The organism is Acidovorax bellezanensis (assembly GCF_025421555.1).
In the GTDB taxonomy this organism is placed as follows: domain Bacteria; phylum Pseudomonadota; class Gammaproteobacteria; order Burkholderiales; family Burkholderiaceae_C; genus Comamonas; species Comamonas bellezanensis.
Map to the genome: position 1 here is coordinate 274,685 of NZ_JAODYH010000001.1, position 18,148 is coordinate 292,832.

Annotated in this window: 17 protein-coding genes; 6 read left to right on the forward strand and 11 right to left on the reverse strand. The window is 65.8% G+C overall.

The window, feature by feature from the left end; translation table 11 throughout:
* Nucleotides 1-60: 60 nt before the first annotated feature.
* From ispG to surE, 11 genes are all read right to left on the reverse strand, one after another.
* Nucleotides 61-1,299: a flavodoxin-dependent (E)-4-hydroxy-3-methylbut-2-enyl-diphosphate synthase gene (ispG, locus tag N0K08_RS01205; protein WP_261498468.1), complete on the reverse strand. Its 1,239-nt coding sequence runs from the start codon at nt 1,297-1,299 to the stop codon at nt 61-63.
* Nucleotides 1,300-1,329: 30 nt separating this feature from the next.
* On the reverse strand, nt 1,330-2,244 hold the full coding sequence (locus tag N0K08_RS01210; RefSeq protein WP_261498164.1) for a helix-turn-helix domain-containing protein: 915 nt from the start codon (nt 2,242-2,244) through the stop codon (nt 1,330-1,332).
* A 13-nt stretch (nt 2,245-2,257) separates the two neighbouring features.
* Nucleotides 2,258-3,085 (reverse strand): type IV pilus biogenesis/stability protein PilW, encoded by an 828-nt coding sequence (gene pilW, locus N0K08_RS01215; RefSeq protein WP_261498165.1) that lies wholly within the window; start codon nt 3,083-3,085, stop codon nt 2,258-2,260.
* Nucleotides 3,086-3,107: 22 nt separating this feature from the next.
* Entirely contained in the window at nt 3,108-4,229 is a 1,122-nt protein-coding gene (gene rlmN / locus N0K08_RS01220) for a 23S rRNA (adenine(2503)-C(2))-methyltransferase RlmN (protein WP_261498166.1), read from the reverse strand.
* An 81-nt stretch (nt 4,230-4,310) separates the two neighbouring features.
* Entirely contained in the window at nt 4,311-4,736 is a 426-nt protein-coding gene (gene ndk / locus N0K08_RS01225) for a nucleoside-diphosphate kinase (RefSeq protein WP_261498167.1), read from the reverse strand.
* Between the two features lie 125 nt (nt 4,737-4,861).
* Complete coding sequence (locus N0K08_RS01230) at nt 4,862-6,196, reverse strand: pseudouridine synthase (RefSeq protein WP_261498168.1); 1,335 nt, start codon at nt 6,194-6,196, stop codon at nt 4,862-4,864.
* Between the two features lie 45 nt (nt 6,197-6,241).
* Nucleotides 6,242-6,931 (reverse strand): SMC-Scp complex subunit ScpB, encoded by a 690-nt coding sequence (gene scpB, locus N0K08_RS01235; protein ID WP_261498169.1) that lies wholly within the window; start codon nt 6,929-6,931, stop codon nt 6,242-6,244.
* 151 nt (nt 6,932-7,082) lie between these two features.
* The gene (locus N0K08_RS01240) at nt 7,083-8,078 is read right to left on the reverse strand and encodes an RluA family pseudouridine synthase (protein WP_261498170.1); all 996 of its coding nucleotides are present in this window, start codon (nt 8,076-8,078) and stop codon (nt 7,083-7,085) included.
* Nucleotides 8,079-8,139: 61 nt separating this feature from the next.
* Nucleotides 8,140-9,000 (reverse strand): peptidoglycan DD-metalloendopeptidase family protein, encoded by an 861-nt coding sequence (locus N0K08_RS01245; RefSeq protein WP_261498171.1) that lies wholly within the window; start codon nt 8,998-9,000, stop codon nt 8,140-8,142.
* Nucleotides 9,001-9,012: 12 nt separating this feature from the next.
* Nucleotides 9,013-9,684, reverse strand: coding sequence for a protein-L-isoaspartate(D-aspartate) O-methyltransferase (locus N0K08_RS01250; RefSeq protein WP_408642891.1), 672 nt, complete (start codon nt 9,682-9,684; stop codon nt 9,013-9,015).
* 104 nt (nt 9,685-9,788) lie between these two features.
* Entirely contained in the window at nt 9,789-10,571 is a 783-nt protein-coding gene (gene surE / locus N0K08_RS01255) for a 5'/3'-nucleotidase SurE (protein WP_261498173.1), read from the reverse strand.
* A gap of 116 nt (nt 10,572-10,687) precedes the next feature.
* Between surE and N0K08_RS01260 the strand changes: the two genes are divergently transcribed.
* From N0K08_RS01260 to map, 6 genes are all read left to right on the forward strand, one after another.
* Nucleotides 10,688-11,662, forward strand: a complete 975-nt coding sequence (locus tag N0K08_RS01260; protein ID WP_261498174.1) for an NADPH:quinone oxidoreductase family protein — start codon at nt 10,688-10,690, stop codon at nt 11,660-11,662.
* Nucleotides 11,663-12,165: 503 nt separating this feature from the next.
* Nucleotides 12,166-13,377 (forward strand): sodium/glutamate symporter, encoded by a 1,212-nt coding sequence (gene gltS / locus N0K08_RS01265; protein ID WP_261498175.1) that lies wholly within the window; start codon nt 12,166-12,168, stop codon nt 13,375-13,377.
* Between the two features lie 9 nt (nt 13,378-13,386).
* Nucleotides 13,387-15,336 carry a gamma-glutamyltransferase family protein gene (locus N0K08_RS01270; protein WP_261498176.1) on the forward strand — a complete coding sequence of 650 codons (1,950 nt, stop codon included), beginning with the start codon at nt 13,387-13,389 and terminating at the stop codon, nt 15,334-15,336.
* A gap of 175 nt (nt 15,337-15,511) precedes the next feature.
* On the forward strand, nt 15,512-17,026 hold the full coding sequence (locus tag N0K08_RS01275; RefSeq protein ID WP_261498177.1) for a phospholipase D family protein: 1,515 nt from the start codon (nt 15,512-15,514) through the stop codon (nt 17,024-17,026).
* 77 nt (nt 17,027-17,103) lie between these two features.
* Entirely contained in the window at nt 17,104-17,352 is a 249-nt protein-coding gene (locus tag N0K08_RS01280) for a ParD-like family protein (RefSeq protein ID WP_261498178.1), read from the forward strand.
* Nucleotides 17,349-18,140, forward strand: coding sequence for a type I methionyl aminopeptidase (map, locus tag N0K08_RS01285; protein WP_261498179.1), 792 nt, complete (start codon nt 17,349-17,351; stop codon nt 18,138-18,140). Before N0K08_RS01280 ends, map begins: the two co-directional genes overlap by 4 nt.
* Nucleotides 18,141-18,148: the final 8 nt, after the last annotated feature.

Consider the following 18,148-nt stretch of genomic DNA (forward strand, 5'->3'; position numbering starts at 1 on the left):
TGAAAATACAGGCGCCTGGCCCGCGCCAAGGCAGCGGGTCAGGCGCGTCGGGCGCCGGGCTTACTGCCCCTGGGGCCCATAGCGGCGTCGCACATAGTTGTCGACCAGCGCATGGAATTCTTCGGCGATATTGTCCCCGCGCAGCGTCAAGGCCTTTTCACCATCGATGAACACCGGCGCCGCTGGCGCTTCGCCGTTGCCCGGCAAGCTGATACCGATGTCGGCATGCTTGCTCTCGCCCGGGCCGTTGACGATGCAGCCCATCACGGCCACGCGCATGGCTTCCACGCCGGGATAGCTCACGCGCCAGACCGGCATCTGCGAACGCAGGTGGTCGTCGATGCGCTTGGCCAGTTCCTGGAAGGTGGTGCTGGTGGTGCGGCCACAGCCTGGGCAGGCGGTGACGCTGGGCACGAACATGCGCATGCCCAGGGACTGCAGAATCTCCGAAGCCACCACGACTTCCTGCGTGCGCGCTTCGCCGGGCTGGGGCGTCAGGGACACGCGAATGGTATCGCCAATGCCTTCCTGCAGCAGTACCGACAGCGCGGCCGCCGAAGCCACCGTGCCCTTGGTGCCCATGCCGGCTTCGGTCAGGCCCAGGTGCAAGGCGTAGTCGCAGCGCTGCGACAGCGCGCGGTAGACCGAAATCAGGTCCTGCACGCCGCTGACCTTGCACGACAGAATGATCTGGTCGCCGTTCAGGCCCATGGATTCGGCCAGGCGTGCCGAGTCGATGGCCGAAGTGATCAACGCTTCGTACATCACCTGGCGCGGATCCCAGGGCTGGGACCGGCGGCTGTTCTCGTCCATCAGACTGGCCAGCAGATCCTGGTCCAGACTGCCCCAGTTGACGCCGATGCGCACGGCCTTGTCGTAACGCGCCGCGGCTTCGATCATCTGACCGAATTGCTTGTCGCGCTTGTCGCCCTTGCCCACATTGCCCGGGTTGATCCGGTACTTGGACAGCGCCTTGGCGCAATCGGGGAAGTCGGTCAGCAGACGGTGGCCGTTGTAGTGGAAGTCGCCCACCAGCGGCACGTTCTCGCCCATGCGGTCGAGCTGCTCGCGGATATAGGGCACGGCGGCGGCCGCTTCGGGCGTGTTCACCGTGATGCGCACCAGCTCGGAGCCGGCCTGGGCCAGTTCCTTGATCTGGATGGCCGTTTCCACCGCATCGACGGTGTCGGTATTGGTCATGGACTGGATGCGCACCGGGGCATCGCCACCGATGGTCACGACCCTGTCACCCCAGACCACCTTGGCCTGGCGCGAGCGCCGTGCCGCCGGAGCGGACATGGCGATGGCAAGCTGTTCTTTGCTGTTCACTTATTTCACCTCAAACCGCGCCGCGTTGCCGCGCGCAACCGCCGGCAGGTCGAATGCCTGACCGCGTACCTGCAGTGTGGTGACGTCGGGACGGCCGACAACCACCGACACCGGCAAGGCCGCGGACACCTGCACCGACTCGCCAGCATTCAAATTCTTTTGCAGCACCACCGCGCCGCGCGCGTCCTTGACCTGCACCCAGGAAGTGGCCGTGGCGTTGAACGCCAGCAAGGCACCGCCCGCATCGGCGCCAGCAACCGGAGTTTCCGGCGCGGGCACGGCGGGCGGGGTCACCGCGGGCGCAGCCACCGCAGCTGGCGGCACCGCCGCCGCAGGCTGCTCGGCCGCAGGCAGGACCGCGGCAGGCGCGACCTCTACGGCGGGCAGCATGGGCGCGGCCTCGGGCAAGACGCTTTGCGGCGCCTCCACGACGGCAGGCGCGCTGGCCGACTCTTGCACAGCCTCGTCCATGGCACCGTGGGGCATGAAATACACAATGCCCGCGGCCAGCAACAACGCCGCCATGGACCACAAAGCCTTGCGCGATACGCTGGAGCTGTTGGCCGTCATGCCGCCACCGCTCTTGCCCGCACGCGCCTTGATGGGCTCGTTCAAATGCATGCGCTGCGAGTCGAAACCCTTTTGCTCGCTGCGTGGCAGCTTGTCGAGAATCGGCCCTGCATCCAGGCGCAGGCTGCGGCAGATGCTCGAAGCCAGCGCGCGCATGAACACAGTATCGGGGAATGCCGCCAAATCGTCGGCTTCCAGCGCCTCGAGCTTGTGCACCGGCACTTTCAGCGAACTCGCCAGGGCCGCCACATGCAGGCCCGCGGCTTCGCGCGCCTGGCGCAGCAATTGCCCTGCGGTCACTTGACTCCCCTGCGCGGCCTGCTGCGTTTCCAAGACACCGGACATCTGCAACTCTCTCTCACTCATTGAATGCACCCCGTTGATAGGCCAACCACTCACGCGACTCTGGAAAACGCTTGCCCAGCGGGCCGGCCAACTGCGCCATCGCCAGCCGGTCCCCCCGCGCACGTTCCACCTTGATGCCCAGCCACAGCGACTCGGCGTTGGCCTGGTCGCTGTTGTTCAGGCGGCGGATATAAAACTGGGCGCGCGCCACATCCCCCTGAACATACAGCACGTTGGCCAGGTTGTAAGCCACGACCGGGTTGCCGGCGTCGATTTCATAGGCCTTGAACAAGGCCTCTTCGGCCGCCTTGTGCTGGCCCGCGCTCTCGTAGCACAAGCCCTTGGCCATCCAGGTCTTGACCTTGGCCTGGTACATGGGCTGGGACAAGGCCTCGTTGAACAGCTTGTCCGCCTGCGCAAAACGCCGCTGCTGGCACTGCAGCCAACCGTAGTTGTGCAGCAGATTCGCATCGCGCGGACTCAGCGCCAGGGCCCGTTGAAAGCCGTCTTCGGCCAACGGCAGATCGCCCATGCGCATATAGATCAGTCCGCGCAGATTGTGTGCGTCGGCATAGTTGGGATCGGTCGCCAGCGATTTCTTGACTTCGTCCAGCGCGACTTCCATCTTGTCCGACTGGAAATAATTGGATGCCAGCTCCAGGCGGATGCGGGCACGCCGCCGGACATCGGTCTCATCGGAAGGCGTGACCAGATCGGCATGCGAGGAATCCGCGCCGCGCATTCCTCCCGCGCACCCCGTCAGCAGGACCAGGCCAAGACAGGCTGCAAGCCCCCAGCCCTGGTATGAACTTCTTCGCCTACCGATTTTTCCAGGATTCATGCCATCTGCCTGTTAGGCCCCTTCAGGAGGAAGGAGTAATCGCGATTGTCCGACGTTTTGCCATGCGCTCCGCGGCGCGCGTCCTGTCCTGGACGTCTCCGGCCAATTGGCCGCAGGCGGCATCGATGTCATCACCGCGCGTTTTGCGCACCGTGGTCACAAGGCCCCCCTGGGTGAGGATGCGTGCGAACTCGGTCACCTGGGCCGCCGGCGAACGCAGCAGACCGGAGGCCGGGAACGGATTGAACGGAATCAGATTGAACTTGCACCAGGGCCGGCCGTTGCCGTACGAGCGCACCAGTTCGATCAGCTTGCGGGCATGCTCGGGCTGGTCATTGACGCCGTCGAGCATGCAGTATTCGAAAGTGATGAAGTCCCGCGGCGCGTGCTCGAGGTAGCGCTGGCAGGCCTGCAACAACTCATCGATAGGGTATTTGCGGTTGAGCGGCACCAGATCGTCGCGCAGCACGTCGATAGGCGCGTGCAGGGAGACGGCCAGGGCCACGGGGCAGTCCTGCCCCAGGCGGTCCATCATGGGCACGACGCCCGAGGTGGACACGGTGACACGCCGCCGCGACAGGCCGTAGCCGTGGTCGTCAAGCATGACGCGCAGCGCCGGCACCAGCGCCGTGTAGTTTTGCAGCGGCTCGCCCATGCCCATCATCACCACGTTGGAGATGATGCGCTCGCTCTTGCCCAGGCGCTTGCGCAGCGAATGTTCGGCAAACCACAGCTGGGCGACGATTTCGCCCGTGGTGAGGTTGCGGCTGAAGCCCTGGTGGCCCGTGGAGCAGAAGCGGCAACCCACGGCACAGCCGGCCTGGGACGAAATGCACAGCGTGCCACGGTCGTCCTCGGGGATGAACACGGCCTCGACCGCATTGCCACCGCCCACATCAAACAGCCATTTGACGGTGCCATCCTGGGACACATGTTCAGTGATCACAGGCAGCGCCGTGACGCAGGCGCGCGTCTTGAGCTTCTCGCGCAAGGACTTGGCGAGGTCGCTCATTTGTTCAAAGTCACTCGCACCGCGCTGGTGTATCCAGCGAAACAGCTGCGTAGCCCTGAAACGCTTCTCGCCGAGCTGTTCGCAGTAGGCGCTCAGTCCGTCGAGATCAAATTCGAGAAGATTAGTAGTCATATCGGCATGCGAGTCCACGCCGGCCGCAAGACACCGGCAGCGAGGAAACCCGAGGGCTCCCGCTGCGCAGCGTCTACGCGATCAACGCGAGTAGATGTTCAGGCCAGGGAAGAAGAAAGCAACTTCTGCCGCGGCGGTTTCTGCAGCGTCCGAGCCGTGCACTGCATTGGCGTCGATGCTGTCGGCGAAGTCAGCGCGGATCGTGCCGGCTTCAGCCTTCTTGGGGTCGGTAGCGCCCATCAGTTCGCGGTTCGTCAGAATCGCGTTTTCGCCTTCCAGGGCCGTGACCATCACGGGACCGGAGATCATGAAGTCGACCAGGTCCTTGAAGAAAGGACGGGCAGCGTGCACAGCGTAGAACTGTTCAGCTTCCAGGCGCGACAGGTGCATCATGCGAGCAGCCACGACCTTCAGGCCAGCGCCTTCGAAACGAGCGTAGATCTGACCGATCACGTTCTTGGCAACTGCGTCGGGCTTGATGATGGAGAGTGTGCGTTCGATAGCCATTTGATTTTCCTTGAGGGTATTAAAAATTTTTGTCCATAAGAACAAAACCCACCATTCTAGCGATCTCGGGCATACACCTGACTCTCCACCGGGGACTGTCAGCGCTCGCGCTCAGCGGCGACCGCTCAGCGGCGCCCGCGGCGCTGGGCCGTGGCGCGCTTGGCTTCCTTGCGGGCGCGCGACAGGCTGTCCTGACCGATGAAGCCGGGTCCCGTCTTCAGCGGATCGGCCTGGACTTCGCTCATCTGCGTAGGCTTGCGGCCTGCGCGCGGCGCTGCCGTGCGTGCGGCAAAAATGCCACCACCCTTGCGTTCTGGATTCGGCGGACGGCCGGTACCGCGTGTGGCCGGGCGACCCGCGCCACGCGGCGCGCGCTCTGCGCCTTCGCCTTCCGGGATCTCGGTCGGGATGCGGGCCGCCTGGCGCAGGGCCTGGATGTCCTTCTCGTCGAGTTCCATGAACGCGCCGCGCTTGAGGCCGCGCGGCAGCAGCATGGCGCCGTAGCGGATGCGGATCAGGCGGCTGACCGCATGGCCCACCGCTTCGAACATGCGGCGCACTTCGCGGTTGCGGCCTTCGGAGATCGTCACGCGGTACCAGCAGTTCGCGCCTTCGCCGCCGCCGTCTTCGATGGAGCCGAAGGAGGCTTCGCCGTCCTCGAGCTTCACACCGTCGAGCAGGCGCTGCTTTTCTTCCTTGTTCAGCGCGCCCAGAACGCGCACGGCGTACTCGCGCTCCAGGCCGAAGCGCGGGTGCATCAGGTTGTTGGCCAGCTCACCCGAGTTGGTGAACAGCAGCAGGCCTTCGGTGTTCAGATCGAGGCGGCCGATGGACTGCCATTTGCCCTGGTGCAGGCGCGGCAGACGACGGAACACGGTCGGGCGGTTTTGCGGGTCGTCATGGCTGACGACTTCGCCGGCCGGCTTGTGGTACGCCAGCACGCGCGCCTCAGGCGGCTCGATGCGAAAGCGGATGGGCTTGCCGTTGACCGTGATCTGGTCGCCGTACTGCACGCGCTGACCCACATGGGCCAGTTCCTTGTTGACCGAAATCTTGCCTTCAAGGATCAGCTTTTCCATTTCCAGGCGCGAACCCATGCCGGCCTGGGCCAGCACCTTGTGCAGCTTGGGCGAATCGGCCTGGGGCGTCAGAACGCGCTTTTCCGGCGTCGTGTCTTCGGGCAGCAGCTCCTGAGCGTCGAGCTCACCGGCCACCACATCGGCAAAATCGAAGCCCGCCAGGGGCTCGACCACTGGCGCGGGCACAGGCACGGGCGTGGGCTTGATCGCCGTGGCACGGCGCGGGCCCTTGCCGAACGCGCCCTTGACCTGCTCGGGGCGCTGGCGTGGCTGGGGACGCTGGCGCGCTGCGGGGCGCGTTGCGGGATGCGCTTCCTGGCTTGCGTCTGCATCAGGCACCGCGTTGAGGTTGCCGTCTTTATCCGCCGTCGATTCATTCATCATATTTTCCTGTGTCGCATCACTGCGAGACCCTGTTCATTCCATTCAAACCTGGGGCAAAAGCGAACTTTGTCCATCCAGGCCCGTGGTGTTATCCGAAGCTGCTTCCAGCACCGCGTCACCCTTTTCCACGCCCTCTTCCACCTGCTCCACTGCCTGCGCCGTTTCGGGCTCCGGCATGGACGACGCCTGGTCCAGCGCCTTGAACAGCTCTTGCTGCGCAACGCCAGCTTGCGTCGCCGGCAGCTGGTCCAGGGACCGAAGGCCCAGGTCGTCCAGAAACTGCCGCGTCGTGGCCAGCAGCGCCGGTCGACCCACGGTTTCCCGGTGGCCTATGACCTCCACCCAGCCGCGGTCTTCAAACTGCTTGATCAGCAGACTGTTGACGGTGACACCACGGATATCCTCGATATCGCCGCGGGTCACGGGCTGCTTGTAGGCAATGATCGCCAGCGTCTCCAGAGCCGCCCGTGTATAGCGCGGGGGTTTTTCCGGATGCAGTCGATCGAGGTAAACGCGCATTTCCGGACGGCTTTGAAACCGCCATCCGGAAGCAACCTGCACCAGCTCCACGCCGCGCGACGCCCAGTCTTCTTGCAGTTCCAGGAGCAGGTTTTTGACAGTGTCGGTCCCGAGTGCATCGTCAAACAGCGCACGCAGGTCTCGCAGGGAGACCGGCAGCGGCGCGCATATCAGTGCAGTTTCCAGAACCCGTTTGGCATCGACCGTATTCATGGTGCAGCGACTCGGGATAACGCGCCCCGGTGCAGGGGCTAAAGGGGGAAAGCGAAAAGCGCTTTCAAGTGTGGGCAGCTTCTACAGAACGTGTCGTCAACACGTTCTCAGGGCGTGGCGCTCACGCGGCTCACCCCGGACTGACCTGGCGTCAATTGTAGCTGAGTCGCCAAAATTCACAGGCTGCCTGCATATCGGCCGGCAGCGGCGCATGGAATTCCAGCGACTTGCCGGTCATGGGATGCACAAAGGCCAGACGAAAAGCGTGCAAGGCCTGGCGCTGCATGCCCGCGGCCGGATGGCCGCCGTAGACGCTGTCGGCCACCAGCGGGTGACCGATAGAGGCCATATGCACCCGGATCTGGTGGGTGCGGCCGGTGTGCAGTGTGCATTGCACCAGCGCGCCTTCGTCGCAGCCGGCGAGCAGCGCGAAATCCGTCTGCGCGGTCTTGCCCGCATGCAGGCCCAGATCGACCACCGCCATCTTCAGGCGGTTGCGCGGATCGCGGCCTATGGGCCGGTTCACGCTGCAGGTCTTGGCGCCCAGCCAGGGCTTGTGCGCCAGCGCCAGATATTTGCGGCTGACATCGCGCGCGGCGATCAGCGCCACCAAGGCGTCCATGGTGGCGCGGTCGCGCGCGACCACCATCAGGCCGCTGGTGTCCTTGTCCAGGCGGTGGACGATGCCCGCGCGCGGCACATGGGCGGCGCGGGGATCGCGGGCCAGCAAGGCATTGAGCAGCGTGCCGCTCCAGTTGCCCGGCGCGGGATGGACCACCATGCCCGGCGCCTTGTTCACGATCAGCAGGTGTTCGTCTTCATAGACCACGTCGATGGGCAGGGCTTCGGGCTTGAAGGCCTGGCTTTGCAGCGTGGGGCGCATCTCGACCACCAGCGCATCGCCGGCCTTGACCTTGAGCGAGGCTTTTTCCGCCACGCGCTGGTTGACCTGCACCGCGCCCAGCGCCAGCAGTTGCTGCAGGTAGCTGCGCGAAAACTCGGGCACCAGCGCGCACAGCGCCAGGTCCAGGCGCTGGCCGTGCTGCTCTATCCCCACGCGGGCCTGGCGCGATTCCAGAATTTCTTCTTCCGGTGCGCCAGACTCCTCGCTGAGGGACGAGTCCGACTCCAGAGAAAATTGATTCATAACGTAAACAGTGTTCGCAGGGCCGCCGGCCATCCGGCATAGCTCCTGCGGCTCTCAGGCTTTAGCGCGAAGGCAGGTAACGCGAAGGGTCGACAGGCTTGCCCTGGCGACGCACTTCAAAGTGCAGCTTCACGCGGTCGGCGTCGGTGCTGCCCATTTCGGCGATTTTCTGTCCCTTGCGCACGCTTTGGTCTTCCTTGACGAGCAAGGACTGGTTGTGCGCGTAGGCCGTCAGATAGGTGTTGTTGTGCTTGAGGATGATCAGGTTGCCGTAGCCGCGCAGACCTGCGCCTGCATAGACCACCCGGCCATCGGCCGCCGCCAGCACGGGATCGCCGGCCTTGCCGCCGATGTCGTAACCCTTGTTGCGCGACTCGTCAAAGCCCGCGATCAAGCTGCCCGACGCAGGCCAGATGAAGCCCATGTCATCGTCGGAGCCGGTTTGCGCGGACGCAGCTGGCTTGGGCGTGACAGGCGTAGCCGTGGCCGCGGGAGCAGGCGTGGCGGGCGTCGTTGCGCCGCCAATCACCACGGGCGCCACCGAGCGACCATTGCCGGAGTCCGTCGAGCCGGACGACGACACCGCGGAAGCCGGAGGAATCACGCGCAGCACCTGACCTACCTCGATCAGGTTGGCGTTTTCCAAGTTGCTCCAGCGGGAAATATCTTTCCAGCTCTGGCCGGTTTCCAATCCGATACGGATCAGCGTGTCTCCAGGCCTGACGGTGTAGTAACCCGGCTTGCCCGCATTCTCCGCACCCGGCAAGGGCTTGGCAGCCACACCCGACGACACGGAACCCGCTGACGATGCGGTTCCTCGATCTTCCACTGGAGCCCTGTTCACTTGTGAACCACAGCCGGCCAGGACAAACCCCGCGAGCAGCACAGATCCCCAAGCCCCAAGACTTCGCGATACCAACATAAGCAATCCCTTTTAGGCAATACCTGATTTTAGAGGGACAAAGTTCACTGCCTCGAGAACCGTCCTTTTAAGCCCGTACGGCGTTTTGTCAATTACCAATAAACTTTGGCCGCCAGCGCCGTTGCCCATGGGCGCAACCAGCCTGCCGCCCATGGCCAATTGTTCGCACCAGGCGTCGGGAATGGACTCGCCACCCGCCGCCGCCAGGATGCCTGCATAGGGCGCACCCTGGGCATAGCCCAGCATGCCATCGCCGAACAGCAGGTGTACATGCGCCAGCCGCAGCGGACGCAGATTGTTGCGCGCTTTCTCATGCAGGCCACGCAAGCGCTCTATGGAGTAGACCTCCCGCGCCACGCGCCCCAGCACCGCCGCCTGGTAGCCGCAGCCGGTGCCGACTTCCAGCACCCGGCCCAGACCGCCCTGCGCGCATTCGGCGCCCAGCAGCAGCTCGGTCATGCGCGCGACCACGCTGGGCTTGGAAATCGTCTGGCCCAGGCCTATGGGCAGGCTCGTGTCTTCATAGGCCTGATTGACCAGGGCGGTGTCGACAAAATGGTGGCGCTCCACGCTGGACATGGCCTGCAGTACCTTTTCCGACGTCACGCCGCCGCGCGCCAGCCGTTGCACCATGCGACTGCGTACCGCGATCGAGTCCATGCCCACGCCCAGGGGCACGTGCATGGGCGCGGGCGCACGCGGCACCTGCCCCTGGCCGGCTTTCGCGGACACGGCGGAAGGACTGGCCGAAGAAGCGATCCAGGAAGGGAAACCAGGTCGGCGTTGCGTCACGGCGCAGGCCCTCCCTGGTCCGGATCCAGCATGCGTGATGCCGTCTGCGCCCAGTAGCGCAGGTTGTCGTGGTCCGTCAGGTCGACTTTCAACGGCGTCATGGCCACATGGCCCAGGGCCGTGGCGTGAAAATCCGTGCCTTCGGCGTCGTCCTTGACCGCCCCAGCGCTACCGATCCAGTACATCACATCTCCTCGAGGGCTTTCCTGGGTGATCACGCGCTCGGCCGCATGCCTGCGCCCCAGGCGGCATAGCTTGAGCGGCCTCAGGGCCGCGAGCGGCATGTTCGGAATATTGACGTTGAGCAGCCAGGGCGTCTCGCCCACCAGTTGCTGGGCCTGCATCTGCTGCACGATTTCCCTGGCCTTGGAAGCCGCAGCTTCGATCTCCGTCCAGCCTTTGTCCACCTGGGAAAACGCGATGGACGGCACGCCGAACAGATAACCCTCCATGGCCGCGCCTACGGTGCCGGAGTAAATCGTGTCGTCACCCATGTTGGCGCCGTTGTTGATTCCCGACACTACCAGGTCGGGACGGTAGCCCAGCAAGCCGGTCAGCGCGATGTGCACGCAGTCGGCGGGCGTGCCGTTGACGTAGCGAAAGCCGTTGGCTGCCTGGTGCACGTACAGGGGCGAATGCAGGGTCAGGGCATTGGATTTGGCACTGTTGTTGTGCTCAGGAGCGACCACCTCCACATCGGCAATGGTCTTCAACGATTCATAAAGCGCCACCAGACCGGGCGCTTGATAACCGTCATCGTTGGAAATGAGGATTTTCATGGGTTCTCGACACAATGCAGCGGATTGTAGGCGCCAGTCGACCGGTCGCGGGAGGGACAAGCCTGGCCAGGCACTCGCTTCTATCATTCCCGGGAAGAAAACAACAGGAGACTTTCATGCAAGCTTGGCTGTGTACCACGCCTACCGGCGTCGATTCCCTGCAATGGACGGAAATGCCGACGCCCGCGCCCAAGGCCGGTGAAGTACTGGTGGAAATCAAGGCGGCGAGCCTGAATTTCCCCGACCTCCTGATTGTGCAGAACAAATACCAGATCAAGCCACCCCTGCCTTTCGTGCCCGGATCCGAGTACGCGGGCGTGGTCCGCGCCCTGGGCGAAGGCGTCACGCACCTGGCCGTGGGACAGAACGTCGCCTGCCTTTCCGGCACCGGCGGCTTCGGCAGCCATGTGCTGGCACCCGCGGCCATGTGCCTGCCTTTGCCCGCGGATTTCCCGCTGGTCGACGCTGCCGCCTTCATCATGACTTACGCGACCTCCCACCACGCACTGATAGACCGTGCCCAGCTCCAGGCCGGCGAAACCGTGCTGGTGCTGGGTGCGGCCGGCGGCGTAGGCACGGCGGCGATCCAGATTGCCAAGGCCGCGGGCGCACGCGTCATCGCGGCCGCGTCCAGCGACGAAAAATGCGCGCTGTGCACCACGCTGGGCGCCGATGCCACCATCAACTACAGCACCACCGACCTGCGTGAAGCCCTCAAGGCCGCGACCGGCGGCAAGGGCCCGGACGTGGTCTACGACCCGGTGGGCGGCGATCTGGCCGAGCCCGCTTTCCGCTCCATCGCCTGGCGTGGCCGCTACCTGGTGGTCGGCTTTGCCGCCGGCCCCATCCCGGCCCTGCCCTGGAACCTGGCCCTGCTCAAGGGCGCGTCCCTGGTCGGCGTCTTCTGGGGTGAATTTGCCCGGCGCGAACCCAAGGCCAACGCAGCCATGATGGCCACACTGGTCCAGTGGTATCAGCAAGGCAAGATCAAGCCCGTGATTGACTCCACCATGCCCCTGTCCGAGCTGCCCGCCGCCTACGAGCGCATGGGCTCGCGCGCGGTCATGGGCAAGCTGGTACTGACGAGATAAGAGCCCCCTGAGCGGCTTTGCGGCAGGGGCCGTCCCCCGCTTCCCCCTCTCATCCTTCGGTGGAGGGGGACGGCAGCCTCGCTGCGCGACGGCGCTTGCTCGCTGCCCCCTTGCTGGGGCGCGCCAGTTTCATAGGCATGCGCGCCAGCGATGACAGAGAAGCCGCCAGCGCAGGCGGCGGCCTTCGGCCCTGAAACGTCCAGGGCCTTGCGGCGCGATCTCCTACAAAGTGAGTGCTACACTGCGCGCCGTCCACACCCCTCCTCGGGTGGCCCCCTCGTCCAAGCATTTGCGCCATCGCCCATCCCCGGGCCTGGTGCGGGCCCGACACCGGCCTGTTCAGACAACACCTGTGCCTTTGCTTCTGCCGCCCCCGGCCGCAAGACACAAAGGACCCCCTAGTAGCGTGCGCTCAACCCGCGCCTGACCGAGCTCAGCCCCAGCCGCTGACAACCGACAGGCCGTCAGCCGCGCTTTTCATTCGTCTCGCCTTCGGACGCCGCATGCAACTGAATTTCAGTACTTACTACACCCTCATCTGCGCAGCCCTGGTGCTGCTGGTCGGCAAATACCTGGTCCACAAGATCCGTTTTCTGCGTGACTTCAACATCCCCGAACCCGTGGCCGGCGGCCTGGTTGCGGCCGCGGTGATTTTCAGCATCCATGAATTCACCGGCTATTCCTTCACGTTCAACAGCGACCTGCAGACCGGCTTCATGCTGATCTTCTTCGCGTCCATCGGTCTGAGCGCCAACTTCGCCAAGCTGCGCGAAGGCGGAGCCGGCCTGGTGCTGTTCCTGTGCGTCATCACCGTCTTCATCCTGGTGCAGAACGCCGTGGGCATAGGCCTGGCCACGGCCCTGGGTCTGGATCCGCTGATCGGCCTGATCGCCGGCTCCATCACCCTGCTCGGCGGCCACGGTACGGCCGGTGCCTGGGGCCTGGTGCTGGAAAACGAACACGGCGTGCAAGGCGCAATCACCTTGGGCATTGCCTGCGCCACCTTCGGCCTGGTCATCGGCGGCCTGATCGGCGGCCCGCTGGCCAAGGGGCTGATCACGCGCTACCGGCTGACGAACCCCGCCGCAGCCGAGGCGACGGCCTCCGCGCCTGACGACGCGAACTTCGAGAACCCGCAGAAAGTACGGTTGATCACCACCGAGGCGGCCATAGAGACGCTGGCCCTGTTCGCGGCCTGCCTGGGCTTTGCCGAGTTCATGACGGCGTTCTCCAAGGGAACCTTCTTCCAGCTGCCGACTTTTGTCTGGGCACTGGGCGGCGGCGTGGTGCTGCGCAACACGCTCAACTACCTGTTCAACTTCCAGGTCTTCGACCGCGCCATCGACCTGTTCGGCAATGTCGGCCTGTCGGTCTACCTGGCCATCGCCCTGCTGTCGCTCAAGCTGTGGGAACTCAGCGGCCTGGCCGGGCCGCTGATGATCATCCTGTTGGCACAGACCTTGACCATGGCCTTGTTCGCCAGCCTGGTGACCTTCCGCGTGATGGGGAAAAACTACGATGCCGCCGTGCTGTCCGCCGGCCACTGCGGCTTCGGCATGGGCGCCACGCCCACGGCCATCGCCAACATGCAGGCCATCACCAACCAGTATGGTCCGTCGCACAAGTCGTTCCTGATCGTGCCCATGGTGGGGGCGTTCTTCATCGATATCGTGAATGCTGCGATGATCCAGTTGTTCGTCAAATTCTTGCCATGAGGTAATGCCATGCCGCCGTGCGCGCCCCAGCCCCAGCATTGGATCTTTTGGCGGCGCGCGGCACTTGCTGCAAGTGCCGCCGTGGCCGCGGCCCTGACGGCCTGCAGTCACCTTTCCCCCGAGAATCCGCCCGACAGCCTTGCGGACTCCACCCTGGCCGCCACCGAGCCCGAGGCCGCCTCGGGCCTGAGCGAGCAACCGGGCTCGGCCATGCGCGACTTTGCGGTCGCCTCCGGCCATCCGCTGGCCACCGAGGCCGGCGTGCGCATGCTGCGCGCGGGCGGCTCGGCCGTGGATGCGGCGATTGCCGTGCAAATGGTGCTGACCCTGGTCGAGCCCCAGTCGAGCGGCATAGGCGGCGGCGCGTTTTTGCTGCACGCCCAGGGCTCCCGGGTCCAGGCCTACGACGGCCGCGAGACCGCGCCCGCGGGCGCCACCGAAAATCTCTTTCTCCAGGCCGACGGCCAAGCCCTGCCATTCAACGCAGCCGCGGCCAGCGGCCGTTCGGTCGGCGTGCCAGGCGCGGTACGCATGCTCGAACAGGCCCACCGCGAACACGGCCGCCTGCCCTGGTCCCAACTGTTCCAGCCCGCGATCGATCTGGCCGAGCGCGGCTTTGCGGTCAGCCCGCGCCTGAACACCTTGCTGTACAAGGATCCGCTGCTGGCGCGCGACCCCGTGGCGCGCCAGTACTTCTACGACGCCCAGGGCCAACCCTGGCCGGTCGGCCATCTGCTGAAGAACCCCGAACTGGCCCATGTGCTGCGCGGCATCGCCGCCCAGGGCTCGCGCGCCTTGCACGAAGGCCCCACGGCCCAGGCCATCGTCCATGCCGTGCAAACCCATCCCACGGCCCCGGGCACGCTGTCACTGGCCGACCTGGCCGCCTACCAGCCACGCCAGCGCAGCGCGCTGTGCCATGAACAGCAGATAGGCACGCCCGCCAGCCCGTACAGCGTGCGCCTGTGCGGCTTTCCGCCGCCGGGCTCGGGCGCCATTGCCATCGGCCAGATCCTGGGCATGCTGCGGCACACGCCGGCCCATGCCTTGCCGCTGGACGGCGACGGCCTGCCCAGCGCCGAATGGCTGCATTACTACAGCGAAGCCTCTCGGCTGGCCTATGCCGACCGGGCGCTGTACCTGGCCGACCCGGATTTCGTCCAGCCTCCGGCGGGCCAATGGCTCAGCCTGCTCGATCCCGCCTACCTGGCCCAGCGCGCCCGGCTGATAGGCCCGCACAGCATGGCCTCGGCACCGGCCGGTCAGCCGGCCGCACGCCCCGCGCGCGTGTCGTACGCCCCCATGCTGCCGCAGCCCGAATACGGCACCAGCCACATCAGCATCGTCGACGCCCGGGGCAATGCCCTGGCCTTGACCACCACCATAGAAGCCCAGTTCGGTTCGCGGCTGATGGTCAATACCAGCGCCGGCAGCGGCCCGACGCGGCCCGGCCCGGCGGGGCCCGGCCTAGCGCGGCCCGGCGGTTTTCTGCTCAACAATCAGCTCACCGATTTCAGCTTCATGCCACGCAACGCCGCCGGCCAGCCCGTGGCCAACCGCGTGCAGCCCGGCAAGCGCCCGCGCTCCTCCATGGCGCCGACGCTGGTGTTCGACCAGGCCACGGGCCAGTTGCTGGCCACGACCGGCAGCCCCGGCGGCGCCCACATCATTCACTACACGGCCAAGGCGCTCTATGGCGTGCTGCGCTGGGGGCTGATGCCCCAGCAGGCCATAGACCTGCCCAACTTCGCCAACACCGGCGGGCCCCTGCTGCTGGAGCAGCAGCGCTTCCCCGCCGCGACCGTGCAAGCCCTCAAAGCGCGTGGCGGCGCCGTGCAGGAAAGGGAAATGACCAGCGGCCTGCAGATGATCATGCGCGGCAGCGCGCACGGCACGCCGCTGTGGTTTGGCGGCTCCGATGCCCGGCGCGAAGGCCGGGTTATGGGAGGCACCCCCTGAGCGGCTGGCGCCGGATGGCCGGCCCCCGCTTCCCCCTCTCAACCTGCGGTGGAGGGGGGTGCCCGGCCAGGGGCGGCAGCCTCGCTGCGCGGCGGCGCTTGCTCGCTGCCCCTGGCCTGGGTCACGCCAGTTTCTAAGAATGGATCACTGAAACGTGCCAACTTTCTTTTCCCGCATGCTTGCGTTGCTCACCTGCAGCCTGCTGACCGCCTGCAGCCTGCCGCCCCTGGCCGATCGCGCGGTCAGCGCTGCCTTGCCGGTCGCCGAGGCGCAGCAGACCCGCTTGGGCCAGGCCCTCGCGCCGCAGGTCGCGGGCCATCCCGGGCTGAGCGGCATCCATGCCCTGTCCGATCCGCTGGCAGCCTTTGCCACGCGCGCGCTGTTGATCCGCGCCGCGCAGCGCACGCTCGACGTGCAGTACTACATCTGGCGCGGCGACACCACCGGCGACCTGCTGATCCAGGAGCTGCAGGCCGCGGCCGACCGGGGCGTGCGCGTGCGCCTGCTGCTCGATGACGTAGGCACTTCGGGGCTGGATGCGCAGTGGAGCCGCCTCGACCAGCACCCGCTGATCGAAGTACGCCTGTTCAACCCCATGGTGCTGCGCCGCCCCAAGGCCCTGGGCTATGTCACCGACTTCGCGCGCGCCAACCGGCGCATGCACAACAAGTCGCTGACGGTTGACAACCAGGCCACGGTGGTCGGGGGCCGCAACATCGGCGACGAATACTTCGGCGCCACCGATGGCGTGCTGTTCGCCGACCTCGACATCCTGGCCGTGGGCGCCATCGTGCCCCAGGTCTCGCAGGACTTCGACCGCTACTGGGCCAGCGACTCTTCCTACCCGGTGGACGCGCTGCTGCCCGCCAACAGCCCGGCCGTCAACCAGCGCCTGCAGATCGAACTCGCGCAGGCCACCGCGTCACCGGCCGCACAGCGCTACCAGCAGGCCGTGGCCCAGGCCCCGTTCATGCAGGAACTGCTGCAAGGCCGCCTGCCGCTGGAATGGTCGCCCGTGCGCATGGTCAGCGACGACCCGGCCAAGGGTCTGCGCCAGGCCAGTCGCGAAGGGCTGCTGATGGCGCAGTTGGCCCTGGTCATAGGCCAGCCCATGCAGTCGGTGGACCTGGTCTCGCCCTATTTCGTGCCGACCGAAGCCGGCGTCGCAGCCTTTGCGCAGCTGCGCGAGCGCGGCGTCGCGGTGCGCGTACTGACCAATGCGCTCGAAGCCACCGATGTGGCCGTGGTGCACGCCGGCTATGCCAAATGGCGCCGCGCGCTGCTCGAGCAGGGCGTGGTGCTGTATGAGCTGCGCGGTGCCGCCGGGACTGAACACTCGCTGAGCCCCCTGGGCAGCTCGGGCTCCAGCCTGCATGCCAAGACTTTTGCCGTCGATGGGCAGCGCATCTTCGTCGGCTCGTTCAACTTCGACCCGCGCTCGGCCCTGCTCAACACCGAGCTGGGCTTCGTGATCGAGAGCCCTCCGCTGGCGCAGCAGGTGTCGGAGGCGTTCGCGCAGCAGATTCCCCAGCGCAGCTACCGCGTGCTGCTCGATGACCAGGGCCGCATCGAATGGCGCAGCGGCGTGGGCCAGCCGCCAGCGGTCTTCCACCAGGAGCCCGGCACGCATTGGCTGGAGCGTGGCTGGCTGCGTTTGCTGGGCTGGCTGCCTATCGAATGGTTGCTGTGATCACCGCAGGAAACCGCAACGGACGGGTCAGCAATATACGAAACGTAATGAAACGTAATGAAACGTATAATGCCGCCATGGGAATTGTCAAAATATCAGACGCACTGCATGACAGCGTGCGCACCGCCAGCACGGCCTTGAGCCGTTCCATCAACGCCCAGGCCGAGCACTGGATGCGAGTCGGCATGATGGCCGAACTCCAGCCCCAGCTGACTTATTCGGACATCTGCCAGTTGCTGATCCAGCAGACCGGGCCCGCAGGTTTCGCGCTGCAAGCCGCCGTCGAAGGCAGCGCACGCCGCCCGAGCACGGGAGTGTCGCAATGAGGCGCCAGACCCCCATCCACACGCTGTCGGACATTGCCCAGTCGCGCCAGGCCGGCCACCTCGCTGCCAAGGTGCTGCACATGCTCACGCCCCATGTGCGTGCCGGCGTCAGCACCAATGACCTCGACAAGATCTGCCACGACTACATCGTCAACGAACTCGGCTGCATTCCGGCCAACATCGGTTACCACGGCTTCACCAAGACCGTCTGCGCCTCGATCAACCATGTGGTCTGCCACGGCATTCCGTCGGACCGGGACATCCTCAAGGACGGCGACATCGTCAACATCGACGTGGCGCTGATCAAGGACGGCTGGTTTGGCGACACCAGCCGCATGTACTGCGTCGGCGAGCCGCGCGCCCAGGCCAAGCGCCTGGTGCGCACCGCCTATGAGGCCATGCGCGCCGGCATCCACGCCGTGCGTCCCGGCGCCACGCTGGGCGACGTAGGCCATGCGATCGAAAGCGTGGCCCGGCGCGAGCGCTTCACCGTGGTGCAGGAATACTGCGGTCACGGCATAGGCATGATCTACCACGATGCGCCCGAGGTGCTGAACTACGGCCAGCCGGGCCAGGGCCTCAAGCTCGAGCCCGGGATGATCTTCACCATCGAGCCCATGCTCAACGCCGGCAAGGCCGCGACGCGCGAGCTCAGCGATGGCTGGACGGTGATCACCAACGACAAGTCTCTGTCGGCCCAATGGGAGCACATGGTCTGCGTGACCGAGACCGGCTTCGAAGTGCTCACCCCCTGGCCCGAAGGCACGGGCGACTACCCCGCGCTCTGAAAGACCTG